This is a genomic window from Mycobacterium sp. NPDC003449 (assembly GCF_053588415.1).
Genome location: NZ_JBSFPX010000081.1, coordinates 14,806 through 29,839, shown reverse-complemented (window position 1 = coordinate 29,839; position 15,034 = coordinate 14,806). Strand labels below are relative to the sequence as shown.

The 15,034-nt window shown below is 68.1% G+C and carries 17 protein-coding genes and 1 pseudogene; all 18 read right to left on the bottom strand.

Features of this window, described 5'->3' with window-relative positions; translation table 11 throughout:
• Positions 1-308, bottom strand: a pseudogene (locus tag ACWDTP_RS20400) (30S ribosomal protein S5); the annotation flags it as partial.
• 25 nt (positions 309-333) lie between these two features.
• Positions 334-732, bottom strand: coding sequence for a 50S ribosomal protein L18 (gene rplR, locus ACWDTP_RS20395; protein WP_450023017.1), 399 nt, complete (start codon positions 730-732; stop codon positions 334-336).
• 2 nt (positions 733-734) lie between these two features.
• The gene (gene rplF / locus ACWDTP_RS20390) at positions 735-1,274 is read right to left on the bottom strand and encodes a 50S ribosomal protein L6 (protein ID WP_450023015.1); all 540 of its coding nucleotides are present in this window, start codon (positions 1,272-1,274) and stop codon (positions 735-737) included.
• 13 nt (positions 1,275-1,287) lie between these two features.
• Complete coding sequence (rpsH, locus tag ACWDTP_RS20385) at positions 1,288-1,686, bottom strand: 30S ribosomal protein S8 (RefSeq protein WP_450023013.1); 399 nt, start codon at positions 1,684-1,686, stop codon at positions 1,288-1,290.
• 351 nt (positions 1,687-2,037) lie between these two features.
• Positions 2,038-2,223 carry a type Z 30S ribosomal protein S14 gene (locus ACWDTP_RS20380; RefSeq protein WP_450023011.1) on the bottom strand — a complete coding sequence of 62 codons (186 nt, stop codon included), beginning with the start codon at positions 2,221-2,223 and terminating at the stop codon, positions 2,038-2,040.
• 2 nt (positions 2,224-2,225) lie between these two features.
• Positions 2,226-2,789, bottom strand: coding sequence for a 50S ribosomal protein L5 (gene rplE / locus ACWDTP_RS20375; RefSeq protein WP_450023009.1), 564 nt, complete (start codon positions 2,787-2,789; stop codon positions 2,226-2,228).
• A 1-nt stretch (position 2,790) separates the two neighbouring features.
• A complete protein-coding gene (rplX, locus tag ACWDTP_RS20370; protein ID WP_450023007.1) occupies positions 2,791-3,108 on the bottom strand; it encodes a 50S ribosomal protein L24 in 318 nt (105 codons plus the stop codon).
• A complete protein-coding gene (gene rplN / locus ACWDTP_RS20365) occupies positions 3,109-3,477 on the bottom strand; it encodes a 50S ribosomal protein L14 (RefSeq protein ID WP_067091049.1) in 369 nt (122 codons plus the stop codon).
• Positions 3,478-3,722: 245 nt separating this feature from the next.
• Positions 3,723-5,096 carry an amidase gene (locus tag ACWDTP_RS20360; protein ID WP_450023005.1) on the bottom strand — a complete coding sequence of 458 codons (1,374 nt, stop codon included), beginning with the start codon at positions 5,094-5,096 and terminating at the stop codon, positions 3,723-3,725.
• Positions 5,093-6,529: an aldehyde dehydrogenase family protein gene (locus tag ACWDTP_RS20355; protein WP_450023003.1), complete on the bottom strand. Its 1,437-nt coding sequence runs from the start codon at positions 6,527-6,529 to the stop codon at positions 5,093-5,095. Before ACWDTP_RS20355 ends, ACWDTP_RS20360 begins: the two co-directional genes overlap by 4 nt.
• A complete protein-coding gene (locus ACWDTP_RS20350) occupies positions 6,526-7,314 on the bottom strand; it encodes an SDR family NAD(P)-dependent oxidoreductase (protein ID WP_450023001.1) in 789 nt (262 codons plus the stop codon). Before ACWDTP_RS20350 ends, ACWDTP_RS20355 begins: the two co-directional genes overlap by 4 nt.
• A gap of 41 nt (positions 7,315-7,355) precedes the next feature.
• Positions 7,356-8,909 (bottom strand): permease, encoded by a 1,554-nt coding sequence (locus ACWDTP_RS20345; RefSeq protein WP_450022999.1) that lies wholly within the window; start codon positions 8,907-8,909, stop codon positions 7,356-7,358.
• A 265-nt stretch (positions 8,910-9,174) separates the two neighbouring features.
• Positions 9,175-10,773 carry a gamma-glutamyltransferase family protein gene (locus ACWDTP_RS20340; RefSeq protein WP_450022997.1) on the bottom strand — a complete coding sequence of 533 codons (1,599 nt, stop codon included), beginning with the start codon at positions 10,771-10,773 and terminating at the stop codon, positions 9,175-9,177.
• On the bottom strand, positions 10,773-11,126 hold the full coding sequence (locus ACWDTP_RS20335) for a Rieske (2Fe-2S) protein (RefSeq protein ID WP_450022995.1): 354 nt from the start codon (positions 11,124-11,126) through the stop codon (positions 10,773-10,775). The genes ACWDTP_RS20340 and ACWDTP_RS20335 overlap by 1 nt, the downstream gene beginning before the upstream one ends.
• A 12-nt stretch (positions 11,127-11,138) precedes the next feature.
• Positions 11,139-12,584 carry an aldehyde dehydrogenase family protein gene (locus ACWDTP_RS20330; RefSeq protein WP_450022993.1) on the bottom strand — a complete coding sequence of 482 codons (1,446 nt, stop codon included), beginning with the start codon at positions 12,582-12,584 and terminating at the stop codon, positions 11,139-11,141.
• Complete coding sequence (locus tag ACWDTP_RS20325; RefSeq protein WP_450022991.1) at positions 12,581-13,807, bottom strand: NAD(P)/FAD-dependent oxidoreductase; 1,227 nt, start codon at positions 13,805-13,807, stop codon at positions 12,581-12,583. Before ACWDTP_RS20325 ends, ACWDTP_RS20330 begins: the two co-directional genes overlap by 4 nt.
• Positions 13,804-14,163, bottom strand: a complete 360-nt coding sequence (locus ACWDTP_RS20320; protein ID WP_450022989.1) for a Rieske (2Fe-2S) protein — start codon at positions 14,161-14,163, stop codon at positions 13,804-13,806. The genes ACWDTP_RS20325 and ACWDTP_RS20320 overlap by 4 nt, the downstream gene beginning before the upstream one ends.
• Positions 14,164-14,200: 37 nt before the next feature.
• On the bottom strand, positions 14,201-14,920 hold the full coding sequence (locus ACWDTP_RS20315) for a TenA family transcriptional regulator (protein ID WP_450022987.1): 720 nt from the start codon (positions 14,918-14,920) through the stop codon (positions 14,201-14,203).
• Positions 14,921-15,034: the final 114 nt, after the last annotated feature.

Below are 15,034 nucleotides of genomic sequence, written 5' to 3'. Positions count from 1 at the left end.
CCGATCAGCGGAACCCGGAAAAAGCCCTTGCGGGCCTCCTCGACGCCCTTGGCGATGGCGGCCGGAACTTCCTTGGCCTTGCCGTAGCCGACGCCGACCATGCCGTGGCCGTCACCGACGATGACCAGCGCGGTGAAACTGAACCGACGGCCGCCCTTGACGACCTTGGAAACCCGGTTGATCGACACCACGCGTTCGATGTAATTGCTCTTCTCGCCGCTGTCGCGGCCGCCGCGGCCGCCACGGTCGTCACGACGACCACGGCCACGATTCTCCGACGCCGGAGCGGCTCCTGCCTGCTCGGCCATCATGCAGTCCTCTCGTTGACAGTCATCAGAATTTCAGCCCAGCCTCACGCGCGGCGTCGGCCAGCGCAGCGATCCGGCCGCCGTAGCTGTAGCCGCCACGGTCGAACACCACGCTCTCGACCCCGGCTGCCTTGGCCCGCTCGGCGATCAGCTGACCGACACGGACGCTGTGCGCCTTCTTGTCGCCGTCGACGGCGCGCACATCGGGCTCGATCGAGCTGGCCGCGGCCACCGTGACGCCTTCCAGGTCGTTGATCAGCTGGACGTGGATGTGCCGTGCCGAACGGTTGACCACCAGACGCGGGGTGTCGGCGGTGCCGGAGACCTTCTTGCGCAGGCGTGCGTGACGACGCAGCCGTGCGTTGCGACGGGTCTCGGAGATGTTCTGGCCCACCGGCTTACGCTTTTCTGCAGTAGTAGCCATGGTTACTTACCTGTCTTTCCGACCTTGCGGCGGATCTGCTCACCCTCGTAGCGAATGCCCTTGCCCTTGTACGGGTCCGGGCGACGCAGACGACGGATGACCGCCGAGATCTGGCCGACCTTTTGCTTGTCGATGCCCGACACCGAGAACTTGGTGGGCGTCTCCACCGCGAAGGTGATGCCCTCGGGCGCCTCGATCAGCACCGGGTGGCTGTAGCCGAGCGCGAACTCCAGGTTGCTGCCCTTGGCCACCACGCGGTAACCGACCCCGAAGATCTCCATCTTGGTGGTGTAACCGTCGGTCACACCGGTCACCAGGTTGGCGATCAGGGTGCGCGACAGCCCGTGCAGGCTGCGGTTGCGCCGCTCGTCGTCGGGGCGGGCCACCACGATGGCGCCGTCGTCATCGCGCGAGACCGAGATCGGCTCGGCGACGTCGAGGACCAGCGTGCCCTTGGGGCCCTTGACCGAGACGTTCTGACCGTCGATGGTCACGTCCACGCCGGAGGGAACCGCCACCGGCTGCTTACCAATACGCGACATGTCTTCTACCCCCTCACCACACGTATGCGAGGACTTCGCCGCCCACGCCCTGTCGTGCTGCCTGGCGGTCGGTGAGCAGGCCCGAGGACGTGGAGATGATCGCCACGCCCAGGCCGCCGAGTACCCGCGGCAGATTGGTGGATTTCGCATACACGCGCAGACCGGGCTTGGACACCCGGCGCAGGCCTGCGATGCTGCGCTCGCGGCTCGGGCCGTACTTGAGCTGCACGGTGAGCGCCTTACCGACCCGGGCATCTTCGGTCCGGTAGTCGGTGATGTAGCCCTCTTTCTTGAGGATCTCGGCGATGTTGGCCTTGATCTTCGAGTGAGGCAGGGTCACCTCGTCGTGGTACGCCGAGTTGGCGTTGCGCAGACGTGTCAGAAAGTCTGCGATCGGATCCGTCATTGTCATGACAGCGTCAATCAACCTCTCTCGCGGCGGTTCCCATGCAGCACACGCGTGCCGGTCCCATCTCTCGATGGCGGAGCACGTCGTATCGTGGGCCTACTACGAAGCATTTTCCTGACCGGCGATTGCCGGTCAGGGGCCGCACGTCAGCAGTGACACCCGAGGGCGGCACATACCGACTCACCTGAGCCGATAGCCACAGGCAACCGGTCCAGTGTAGACAACTGGCAGCTCAGAGCCAAATCGCCGGATTGAGGCCAACGCGGGCGCGACCCGCGCGCCGGCAGAGACCAGAAATCGGCAGCACCCCGCGAGAGCGTGCGCTCCCACGGGGTGCTGCCGATCAGTCGCTTGTTACCAGCTGGACTTCTGCACACCGGGCAGTTCGCCGGCGTGCGCCATCTCGCGCAGGCAGATGCGGCACAGCCCGAACTTGCGGTACACCGAGTGCGGACGGCCGCACTTGTTGCAGCGCGTGTACGCGCGGACCGCGAACTTGGGCTTCTTGTTGGACTTGTGGATGAGCGCCTTCTTCGCCATGCTCAGTTCTCCTTGAAGGGGAAGCCCAGCGCGCGCAGCAGCGCACGGCCTTCGTCGTCGGTCGTCGCCGAGGTGACGACGGTGATGTCCATACCGCGGGGCCGGTCGATGGAGTCCACGTCGATCTCGTGGAACATCGACTGCTCGTTCAGCCCGAACGTGTAGTTGCCGGTGCCGTCGAACTGCTTGGCCGACAGACCGCGGAAGTCGCGGATACGGGGCAGTGCGATGGAGATGAGCCGGTCCAGGAACTCCCACATCCGGTCACCGCGCAGCGTGACGCGGGCGCCGATGGGCATGCCCTCACGCAGCTTGAACTGGGCGATGGACTTGCGGGCCTTGCGGATCTCCGGCTTCTGACCGGTGATCAGCGCCAGGTCGTTGACCGCGCCGTTGATCAGCTTGGCGTCTCGGGCGGCGTCACCGACACCCATGTTGACGACGACCTTGACCACGCCGGGGATCTGCATGACGTTGCCGTACTCGAACTGCTTCTGCAGCGCGTCGCGGATTTCCTCGCGGTAGCGCGCCTTCAGCCGAGGCTGGGTCTTCTCTACTGTGGTCATCTCAGATGTCCTTGCCATTGCGCTTGGAGACACGGACCTTCTTGCCGCTCTCCTCATCGACGCGGTAGCCGATGCGGGTCGGGTTGCCGTCGGAATCGACCACCATGACGTTCGAGACGTGGATGGCGGCCTCCTGGGTGACGATGCCACCCGACGACGCGCCACGCTCGTTCTGCGAGACGGCGGTGTGCTTCTTGATCCGGTTCACACCTTCGACCAGCACCTTGTTGCGCTCCGGGTAGGCCGCGATGACCTTGCCCTTGGCGCCCTTGTCCTTACCGGAGACCACCAGCACGGTGTCACCCTTGTGCACCTTCATTTACAGCACCTCCGGGGCCAGCGAGACGATCTTCATGAAGCGCTTCTCGCGCAGCTCACGACCGACCGGCCCGAAGATGCGGGTACCGCGCGGGTCGTTGTCGGGCTTGATGATGACGGCGGCGTTCTCGTCGAACTTGATGTAGCTGCCGTCGGCCCGGCGGCGCTCCTTGACGGTGCGCACCACGACGGCCTTGACGACATCGCCGCGCTTGACGTTGCCGCCGGGGATGGCGTCCTTGACGGTTGCGACGATGACATCACCGATGCCCGCGTAGCGTCGCGACGAGCCACCGAGTACGCGGATGCACAAGATCTCCTTGGCGCCCGTGTTGTCGGCGACCTTCAACCGCGATTCCTGCTGAATCACTCGATCTCCTGACCTGGGTTTTCTATGCACGCCAGATTCCGACCTGGTCGTGCGCGGTCTTGTCCCCTATGGGCACGCGAGGCTGACCGGAACAGCTGTCAGCCAGGGTCTACCCAAGGCAACCCATACATAGTAGGTGAGCACCGGCAATGCACCAAATTGCCGCCGCTCACGCCCCCGATTCGCCGAGCCTGCGCTGAGATCGTGATTCTGCCCCCGATGACGATCTCCACGCAGGCTCGATGTCAGACCGTCGCGAGCGGGCCCGGCCGCGCGAGGTGGTGTGCTGTCCGGTCCTGGTAGGCAGCGGCGACGGTGAGCACGGTCGACACATCCCGGCCGGCGATCTGCAGCCCCACCGGCAGCCCCGCCGAATCTGTACCGCACGGCACCGTGACGGCGGCCAGGCCGCACCAGCTGAACGGCCCGCACAGCCGCATCAGGGTCTCGATGATGCTCGCGCGCCCCTGTGCCCGCGGATCAAACTCACAGTCGGCCACCCGGGGCGCACCGATCGGGGTGGTCGGCAGGACGAGGACGTCGACGTCGGCCAGCGCGGTCTGCAGCCCGCGGGCGAGCCGCTCCAGATCGTCGACCGCGGCAGCACGCGCCGCCGGCGTGATGCGCTCGGCCTGGCTCAGGTAGCTCGCCACCTCCTCGCTGTAGTCGGCCCGGCGCTGCGGATAGAACCCCGCCCGGCGGTGTACCTCCAGGAAGTCCGTCAGCACGTAGACCGCGCGGGCGGCGCTCCACGATCGGAACGGCGGCACGTCGACGGATCGGACGTTCGCGCCGGTCGCCGCCAATTCCTCGACGGCCCCGGCGACGCTTTCCTCCACCCCCGGTGTCAGCTCGCCGAGTTCGGCGCGCCCGACGGTGCCGATGCGCATGCCGTCCACCGTGGTGGACTCCGGCCCGGCGCGGCCCGAGAGGACTTCGAACAACAGCTTCAGATCGAGCGCGTCGCGGGCGATGGGTCCGCAGGTGTCCAACCGGGGTGAGAACTCGAGTACGCCGCCGGTGGGCACGTCGCCGCGGGCCGGACGCAATCCGGACACCCCGCACAGGGCCGCTGGGACGCGGATGGATCCACCGGTGTCGCTGCCGATCGCGGCGAGACACTGTCCGGAGGCGACGGCCACCGCCGAACCGCCGCTCGAACCGCCCGGTATCCGCTCCGGATCCCACGGGTTGCGGCTCGGCGGTGTGGTGACGCCGTGGGCGAACTCGTGGGTGCGGGTCTTGCCGAGGATGAGCGCACCGGCGGCGCGCAGCCGTCGGACCACCGGAGCGTCGACGGTCACAGGGGCCGGATCGGTGACTCGCGAGCCACCGCGGGTCGGCATTCCGGCCACGTCGATCACATCCTTGACCGCCACCGGGACGCCGTGCAACGGGCCCAGGAACCGGCCCGCGGCGGCCTCCCGGGTCAGCGTCGAGGCGTCCTCGCGGGCCCGCTCCTCGTCGAATGCGACGAATGCCCGAAGGTGCGGATCCACCTGCCGCATCCGGTCAATCGACAGTTCCAGCAGATCCACCGGTGTCAGCCGGCCGTCACGGATCCGCCGCGCGGCCGAGCGGACCCCGGTGGGCATATCGGTCGTCGGTCGGGGGCTCATTCCCGGGGACCGTCCAGCGAGAAGTGGACACTCTTTACCTCGGTGAACTGTTCGATGCCCTCGATCCCACGGGTACGTCCGAGACCCGAGGCCTTGAACCCTCCGCTCGGCATCTCCGGCGCGGACCTGTTGTAGCCGTTGACCCAGACCGTGCCCGCCGCGACCGCGGACGCCACGCGCCAGGCCCGACCGACGTCGGCCGTCCACACCGCACCCACCAGGCCGAACGGCGTCGCGTTGGCGGCTGCCACCGCATCGTCCTCGTGACCGAAGGGTTCGATCGTGACCACCGGTCCGAAGACATCCTGTTGTACGACAGGTGAATTCATGTCGACGTCGGTGACGACGGCCGGTGCGACGAACCCTCCCGGCAGCCCGTCGGGGTGCAGCTCTTCTCCCCCGACCAGAACGGTGGAATCACGCCGGACTCCGTCGAGCACCTGCAGCACCCGCCGGGCATGGCCCTGCGAGATCAGCGGACCGACGTCGGTCTCCTCCGACCGCGGGTCGCCCACCCGCAACGCACCGGCACCCTGGACCAACCGCGCGGTCACCCGCTCGACAACCTTGGTATCCACCAGCACCCGGGTGCACGCCATGCACATCTGGCCCGCGGTGATGAACGCCGAGGAAAGAATCGCATCGCAGGCCCGGTCGATGTCACTGTCGCCGAACACGATCGCCACGCCTTTACCGCCGAGCTCCAGCAACGGGCGGGTCAAATTCTCCGCCGCGGTCCTCATGATGCGCCTACCGACATCGGTGGACCCGGTGAACGACACCGCTCGCACCATCGGGTGCCGCACCAGTGCATCACCCACCGCCGCATCGCCGATGACCACCCGCACAACGTCTTCCGGCACGCCGGCGCGGTAACCGAGTTCCACGGCGCGCCGAGTCACCAACGCCGTCTGCGGCGAGGGTTTGATCACCGCGGTGACCCCGGCCGCCAGCGCCGGGGACAGATCGCGCAGAAGCAGCAGCACGGGCCAGTTCCACGGAACGATGAAGGCCGACGGACCGACCGGCTCGCGGACGACGTGCAGCATGTTGCCGTCCGCCAGGCTCCCGGCGTGCCCGCCGATGTGCCGGCACAGCCCGGCGTTGTAGCGCAGCGCCTCGGCGGCGCCGAGCACTTCGGTCCGCGCCTCACCCACCGGTTTCCCGGTTTGCGCCACCAGGTCCCGGACCAGTTCCTCGGCGTGGTCGACGAGGTTCTGCGCCCACCGCAGCATCACGGTGCCGCGCCTGCGGTGATCGGTGGCCCAGCCGGGGAGCGCCGTCCGCACCGCGGCGACCGCCTGGTCGAGTGCGCGCGGAGTGGTCGCGGGAATGTGGCCGAGCGGTGCGAGCAGCGTGGGATCCACTGGCGCCGCGTCCTCTTCGCTGCCCCACACCGCGGGCTCGACCGGTTCGGCCAGCACGGTGGTCATGCGAACACCTGGCCGCCGTCGACCAGAATGGTCTGACCTGTGACGAAACCGCTTGCCCGGCCCGCGAGCCACAGCACGGCACCGACCAGATCTTCCGGGGTCATCTCCCGGGCCAGTGCACGGGTTTGAGCGGAGCGCGCAGCATAGCCGTCCGGGTTGATCGCCTCGGTGGCAGAGTCGGACACCAGGCCCGGTGCCACACCATTTACCCGAATGTTGTGTTTTCCCAGCTCTTTTGCCGCTGCGCGGGTCAACCCGTCCACCGCGGCCTTCGATGCGACGTAGTGTGCGAAACCCGGGACGCCCGCCCTGGCCACGGTGGAGCTGATGTTGACCACCCGGCCCCCGCCCCGCTCGACGAACGCCGGCACGGCCGACTTGATGGCCTGCCAGGTGCCGCGGACGTTGACGCGCAGCACCGTGTCCCAGTCGTCGGTGCTGAGTTCTCCGAGCGGTCGTTTCGGCCCGAGCCCCCGGTAGACGGCGGCGTTGTTGACCAACGCGTCGAGTCCACCGAATCGGTCGACCGCCAATGCGACGATGTCGGCGAGGTCAGCGTCGGACGTCACGTCACCGGCCCGGAAAATGGCTTTGCCCGGGCCAATTTCGGTAGCCCGTTGGGCGAGGTCCTGGCCCGTGCCCTCGGCCGCTGCGACGTCGGTCGCGACGACATCCGCGCCCGCCGCCACCAGGGCGCACACATACTCGGTGCCGATGTCACCAGCGGCGCCGGTGACGATCACGACATCTCCGGTCAGGTCGACGGATGGTTTGACGATGGTCATCGATCGGTTTCCTTTCCACTGCAATGGTTCAGTCTTGTTATTCACCAAATAAGCCCTGCAACAACGACACTCAGTATCAATCCAGCCACGACCGGGACGAACAGGCGGCGCACCAGCGTGGCGACGGGGACTCCGGTGAAGCCGGCGACGGCGACGAGCGAGGACCAGATGATCAGAGTTCCGCCGCCGGTCCAGCCGGCAGCGTTCTGGGCGATGGCGGCCAAAGTGGCGGTGGTTTCGGGGCTGGACGAATGGGCAAGCGCATCAGCCAGCCCACCGGTGAAGGGCAGACCGGTCCAGCCCGACCCGTCCAGACCGATCATCATGCCCGCCACCAACATGGCGAACATGATCAGCACCTGATTGTCGGGGATGAGACGCTCTCCGCTGAGGATGATGTCGAAGAGGATCGAGGGCGGGGTGGCGTCCTCGGGCAGCAGCATGATCTTGCCGGCGAAATCGGCGATTCCGATGAGGACGAAGCCGGCGACCGGAATCACCGCGCCCATGGCCCGGAAAGCGAACACCAGTCCGTCGACGAAATGATCGCCGACATGTTCGAGACGGCCTTTGCCGCCGGTCGTGAGCGCCAAGACCAGCGTGAGGATCAGGGCAAGCCCGCCGACGAGCGCGGCGCCATTGCCGCTTTCCGGTGCCGGTACCCAGCTGGTGAACTTGCCCACCAGCATGTAGGCGACCAGTGCCCCGAAGGCGATCGGGACGACGATCGCGAACAGCCGGGTCGGAAACCCGTCCTGCGCATCGTCGGCCTTCTCGTCGGCCGGCTCGTCAGCAAGGGTGTCCGGCCCGTCCGCCGGGCCCGTCGCCTGCGGCCTGACCTTGGTTGCCAGCGCCTGACCGCCCCCGGCCGGAATCGTTCCGACCGCCGCGACCGACTCGACGGCCCCGCCGGAGGCGACGGTGGTCCGCCGATTGACCACGCCGCGCCGGATCCGCTGCAGTCCGCCGACCCGAACGTGCAGCACAAAGGTCAGGGTGACGGCGACCGCGCCTACCACCCAGCTCAGAACGAGGGCACGATTGGCGATCAGATCGGCCGAAACACCTGCACCGCTGGCCGAAAGGCCCGGAGCAACTCCGATCACGTAGTCGGACGCGAGCGCCATACCCTGGCCTGCGATCGCGATCGCCATGGCCGCCGCCAACGGCGAGAGGCCGGCCCGAATGGCGGCAGGCAGCAGGAACGGCGCAATCAGTGCCAGTGCGGGCGTCGGCCAGAACACCATCGACAGCAGGTAAGTGACACCGAACAAGACGAAGTAGGACACCATGCCGTTCTTCATCAACCGGGCGATGGGAGCGACCATCCGCTGTTCGGCGCCAATGGTTTTCATCGCACCGACCATCGCCATCACCGCGGCCAGCACCAGGAAGATGTTCAGGAATTCGGTCGTCGCGACGGCGCTGGCGCTGAACACGCTGCCGATGCCCTGTACGAAGTCGCCCGTGTAGACCCATGCCGTCGCGAACGTCGCGATGATGGCGGGAACCAAAACACCCTTGCGGGCGATCATGAAACCGATCAGCGAGAGCACGCCGATCAGGTAGACCCAATGTGCGGCGGAAAGGTGCATGTTATCTCCGGTTGGCTTCGGTACGCCGGCACGGACTGAATGACGGCTACGGTCGAGACGGTGGCTGTTCGGTCACGAAAGCGCAGAACCGGGCGGCTCTGTGATCGGGATTACACTAGAAAATTAGAGACTGGCCCGACCAAAGGCAAAGGACACAGTGTCCTGGTGGGCAAGCGGTCGCTGTGCACCGTGCACGCCTCAATGTGCCTGCTGGGCAGGCGGTCACAGCGCGACGCCGGACCCGGGCCGCGGATCGGTGCACGGGTCAGTCGACACCGAGCGCGATCCCCTCCTGACGGGGATCGGCGGCACCGCTGAGCACTCCGCGTCGGTCGCGGCGGATCACCTGCGCGCTGCCGCCGGCACCCCAGGACGGCTGTTCGACGACCCGGTGGCCCCCGGCCCGCAGCTGGGCCAGGACCGGCTCGGGGATCCTGCCCTCAACCCGCAGTTCGGCGGGTTCGCCGACCACTTCGGCGTCCGATCCGGGGAACACGGTGAACCGGGGTGCGGCCACGGCACCGGCCGGGTCGAGCCCGTGGTCGAACAGGTGGGAGATCAGTTGCATATTCCACTGCACCTGCCCGTCCCCGCCGGGGATGCTGCCGAGGGCGAGCAACTCGCCGTCGTCCCCCGTGGCGATCCACGCGTTGAGGGTGTGCAGGGGTTTGCGCCGGGGGGCGACCTCGTTGGGATGCCCGGGAATCAGGTAGGCGCCGCGGCCGAGCCGGTTGTTGAGCACCACGCCGGTGCCCGGCACGGTCAGCGCCGCACCGAAGGTGAATCCGAGCGAGTGGATGAACGTCACCGCCCGCCCCTCATTGTCGACGGCGACCGTGCAGGTGGTGTCGCCCCCGGCGACGGTGAACGCCGACCGATCCTCGCTCGCCGCCGCCAATTCGGCTCGTTGTCGTTCTATCCGGTTGCGATCCAACACATCCCGTGGTCCGGAGGTATCGCTTCCGCACAGTGTGAACCGGTCCTGGAACGCCAGCCGCGCGGCCCTGGCCATCCGGTCGATGGCCGCGGCCCCCAGCCACGGCTCGGATCCGACCGCACCGTCGCACAGGGCCGCCTGGTGCAGCACCATCCAGCCGGGCGTCGGCACCGGGGTCTGGTGGATGGTGGCGCCGCGGTAGCGGCCGGTGATCGCGGGTTCGGGTTCGACCGCGGCGCCGGCCGCCCATTCGTCGCCGCTGAACGGCGCACCCGCCTGGCGCAGCGTCGACACGGCACGTTCGGCGAGTTCGCCGGTGTAGAAGTCGCCCGGGTCGCGGGCCAGCCGCCGGATGGTGCGGGCCAGGTCCGGCTGACCGAGCCGGTCCCCGAGCCGGGCCGGCTCCCCGGACCGCCCGTACACCGCCATGAGACCCGGATCGGCGCGGATCGCCGTGAGTGTCTCCCTGAGGTCGGCGGCGGTCTTGGCCGAGCACGCCAGCCCGGTATCGGCGAGCCGCGCCGCGGGTTCCCACAGTTCGCCGAGCGGGCGGGTCGCGCCCCGCGAATGCAATGCCGCAAGCGCGGCGGGCGCCCCCGGCACCGCGACCGCGAGCGCCCCGTGCAGCGGGATCGTGGACAGGCCCCGCTCGCGGTAGAACTGTCCGGTGCCGCCGTCCGGCCCGAACCCGGATCCGTTGACTGTCCACACCCGGCCGTCGGGTTCGCGGACCACCGCGAAGGCGTCACCGCCGATGCCGCACTGCCCCGGCAGGACCAACCAGGTGGTGGCCGCCATGGCGAGCGTGGCGTCGATCGCGTTCCCGCCGTCGGCAAGCACCCTGGCGCCGGCGAAGCTGGCGGCCGGATGACTCGAGCTGACCATGCCGCCCGTCGACAGGGCCGACGGGCGCTGCGGGTGGTCCATCACGCTCCCTTGCGTCGGCGCCGCGGGCCGACCGGCATCTCCCCCGGTTCGACCCCGACGAAGATCTCACCGTCACGTTCCTGCACAGGGTAGGTCTTGATGGCCACGGTCGCGGGCGGACAGATCGGTTCACCGGTCTCCAGGTCGAATGCGCTGCCATGGCAGGAACATCCGATGCCGTCGTCGACCAGCCTCCCCGAGGACAGCATGCAGTCCAGATGCGTGCAGTAGTTGGAGGTCGCGTAGGCCTTGCCGTTCAGGCGGGCCACCGCGAACTCGTGCTCGCCGGCGAAGAAGCGCCGCACCATGCCTTCCGGTACCTGGCCCGAGCGGGCGACTCGCTGGAATTCCATTGCAGCTCCTGGTTAAACGGCCGGGGTGAGGTAGACGGTCTTCTCGAGCGTGTAGAACTCCATCAGCGTGGCACCCGCCTGTTCCTTGTAGGTCTGGGTGCTCGACGCCTTGTAGCCGCCGAACGGGGCGTTCATCGCCATGCCCGTGGTGGGCTGGTTGATCTTCACCAGCCCGGTCCTCGACCGGTGGGCGAATCGGGTTGCGGCGGCGAGGTTCGAGGTGACGATCGACGCGCTGAGCCCGTACTCGGTGGCGTTGGCCAGTTCGACGGCCTCGTCGAGGCCGGCCGCCCGCTGGAAGGCGATCAGCGGACCGAACACCTCCTCGGCCACGATGCGCATGCTCGGCAGCGCATCGGCGAACACCGCGGGGCGGACGAAGTAGCCGCCATGGCCGAGAGTGGTGCCGCCGCAGCGCAGGGTTGCGCCTTCGGTGATGCCGGTCTGCACGTAGTGCAGGAACTTGTCAAGTTGGGCGGCGCTGGCCAGCGGCCCCATGCCGACCCCCGGCTCGTCGCCGGGCCCGACCCGCAGCGCCTCGGCCTTCGCCACCACCCGGTCCAGCAGCGCATCGTGGACCGCGTCGACGGCAATGACCCGGCTGGTTCCGGTGCAGGCCTGGCCGCTGAGCCCGAACGCGCCCTTGACGATGAGCGCCGCGGCGCCGTCGAGGTCGGCGTCCTCGGCGACCACCACCGGGTTCTTACCGCCCATCTCCAACTGCACGCGCCGCTGCGGGCCGACCTGCCGGTGGATCTCGCGGCCCACCGCCGTCGAACCGGTGAACGTCACCGCCGCCACCCGCGGCTCGGCCGCGACCGCCGCGCCCGCCGCACCGTCGCCCTGTACCAGCGCGATGGCGGCCGGCGGCAGCCCGCCGTCCAACAGCGCCTCGACCAGGCGCTGGCCCATCAGCGGGGTGATCTCGGAGGGCTTGAACAGCACCGGGTTACCGGCCGCGAGGGCCGGCCCGATCTTGCGCGACGGGATGTTGAACGGGAAGTTCCACGGGGTGATCGCGCCGACGATGCCCACCGGTTCCCGCATGGTGTAGACGAGGCCGTCACCGGCGGCGGGATAGGTGGTCCCGGTGGCGCGGGTGGCCTCGCCGGCGTAGAAGCGCAGGTTGGCCGGAGTCCGGCTGACCTCCATGGTGGCCTCGGCGGTGGTCTTGCCCTCCTCGGCGACCAGCTCGGCGATCAACGTCGCGGTGCGTGACTCCAGTTGCGCGGCCGCTGATTCCAGAATCGCGGCGCGCCGCTCGGGCGGTGTCGCCGCCCATTCCGGCGCCGCCTTCTCCAGCGCGTCCACCGCGGCGGCGACGTCGGTCCCGTCGGATGCCGGGAAGGTGCCGATCACCTGATCCGGATCGGCCGGGTTGCGCCGGGTGAAGGTCCGGCCCGATGCGGACGGAACCCACTGCCCGTCAATGAAATTGGCTCCATCATGGAGACTCACTGCGCCACCTCCTCGGCGTCCAACAGTTCGGTCAGGTCGGCGTCCCGGTCTTCGAGCACGGCCGGATCGACTCGGCGGCCGAGCAGTTCCCGGCCCACCATCACGTCTTCGCCACGGTCGACGGTGAACACCCCGCGCAGGGTGTCGCCGTCGAGGTAGAAGGCGGTGAATTCGTGGTCGTCGGTATCGCCGCGGATGACCACCTCGGTGGTCGCGGCGCCGAGAAACTGGATGTTGTGGTCGTACTGATCGGACCAGAACCATGGCGCGTCATCGTTGACGGCTTCGCGGCCCAGCATGGCGTTGGCCACCGCGGCCCCCTGTTTGTTGGCGTTGTCGAAATGTTCGACCCGGACGTGCCGCCCGGCCCGCTCCGAGAAGCGGCGCGCGACATCGCCTGCGGCATAGACGTTCGGTATCGGCGTACGGCCCTGCGCGTCCACCACGATGCCGTCCTCGATGCTCAGACCGGAGGCCGCGGCCACCGCCGTGTTGGGATCGATGCCGACGCCGATCACCACCGCATCGGCTTCCAGCGTCCGCCCACCCCGACAGGCGATGACGACGCCGGCCGAGGTGGTACGCAACCCCTCGACGCCGACGCCGGTGCGCAGGTCGATGCCGCGGGCGCGGTGGATGCGGGCCACCTCGGCCCCCATCCGCGGTCCGAGAATGCCGGCCAGCGGTACCTCCGCGGCCTCCAGGACGGTCACGTCGACCCCGAGACCGCGTGCGGTGGCGGCGATTTCCAGTCCGATGAAGCCCGCGCCGATGACCGCGAGCCGACGCCCGGGAGTCAGCGAGGGCCGCAGCCGCCCGGCGTCGTCGACGGTGCGCAGATAGTGCACCAGTTCGGGCCGCGGCCCGGGTACCGGCAGCGTGCGGGGTCGCCCACCGGTGGCGAACAACACCGCGTCCGCACCGATGGGCCGGTGCCCGGCGAGTTCGACGGTGCGGGTAGCCGGATCGACCCGGCTCACCTCGACCCCGGTGACGATCTCGACATCGTTGTCCGCCCGCCAGGTCTCGGGCAGGATCTGCAGCGCATCGAAGGTGTCGGTGCCGGCCAGGAATTCCTTCGACAACGGCGGACGCTGGTAGGGCGCATGCGGTTCGTCGCCGACCAGGACGATGCGGCCGTCGAAACCACGCCGGCGCAACGTGCGGGCGGCCACCGCGGCGGCTTGTCCCGCTCCGACGGTCACGAACGTTCGACGGCTCATGCCTTGGCGTCCTCTCTGGTTGATCCGGCGGTCACGGAGTTCATCCGCGCCGAAAGGTCGATGTAGACGGTGCCGTCCTCGACCCGCACCGGGTAGGTGGGCTGACAGCGGTCCTGGCTCTCCTCATATCCGGTTTCCAGGTCGAACTGCCATTGGTGACCGGGACAGATCACCTTGCCGTGCAACAAAGTTCCCTTCACCAGAGAGCGGTCCTGGTGAACACAGCTGTCGGCGAAGGCATATACCCGCCCCGCCGCCTCGAACAGGGCGATGGCCAGACCGTCGATCTCGACGCGCAGCTTGCGGCGACGGCCAAGATCCTTGGTACTCGCCACCGCGATCCACTCCGCGGTCATAGCGCAACCTTTCTGCCGAGGCGGCGGGTCCGGGTGATCAGACCGCTGCCGATTCCAGATCCGGCGCGACGTAGTAGTCGTAGAGGCCCTTGGTGTAGGAGAACCGCATCTCGGCACCCCACCGCACCAACTGCAGGCACCGCTGCTGCAGCTGCGGGGTGTCGGCGTGGTCAAGCACGATCTGGTAGCCGCGCTCGCCGTGCACCACATCGGAGGTGATGTGCAGATCGAAGAATTCGATCTCGTCCTCGCTGAATCCGTACACCTCGCGCAGCGGCACGATCTGCTTGGTGTAGATGCTGGGCACCTGGGATTCCAGCCCGACCACCAGCGCCGCTGTGGCCACCACGAAGTGTTCGCGCGCGGACACCGCGTAGCACCAGGCCTGCAGACCGCGGGTGATCGCGTTCATGTTCGACGGATCCTCGATCCGCTCGCGCGTCGTCCCGCACGCTTCGCCGAATTTGATCAGCAGGTCGGTGTGCCGGATATCGGCCAGCTCCTCCTCGTACATGTTCTGCAGCGTGAAATCTTTTGCGCCGGTGAACTCGTCGGGAGTGTTGGAGTAGATGTTGGCCAGATAGTCGGCGAACGGCCCGACGTAGTGGTAGTGATTCTCGGCCCACCGGGCGAAGTGGTCCTTGCGCAGCTTGCCGTCCGCCCACGCCTTGGAGAACGACGCGTTCTTGGCTTCCCGGCCCTTGATGGCGTTCTCGAGTTCGGCGCGAAACTCGTCGCGCCCGAGCAGCTGGGTCATCGATCAATCCTTTCGTGAAAACACTTGGGTACCAGGAAGATTAACCAGCGTTCCGGGGCGGCTGCCATGGTCATAATCACCGGCGATCACACCCCTGGCGGGTCATGGTGCACA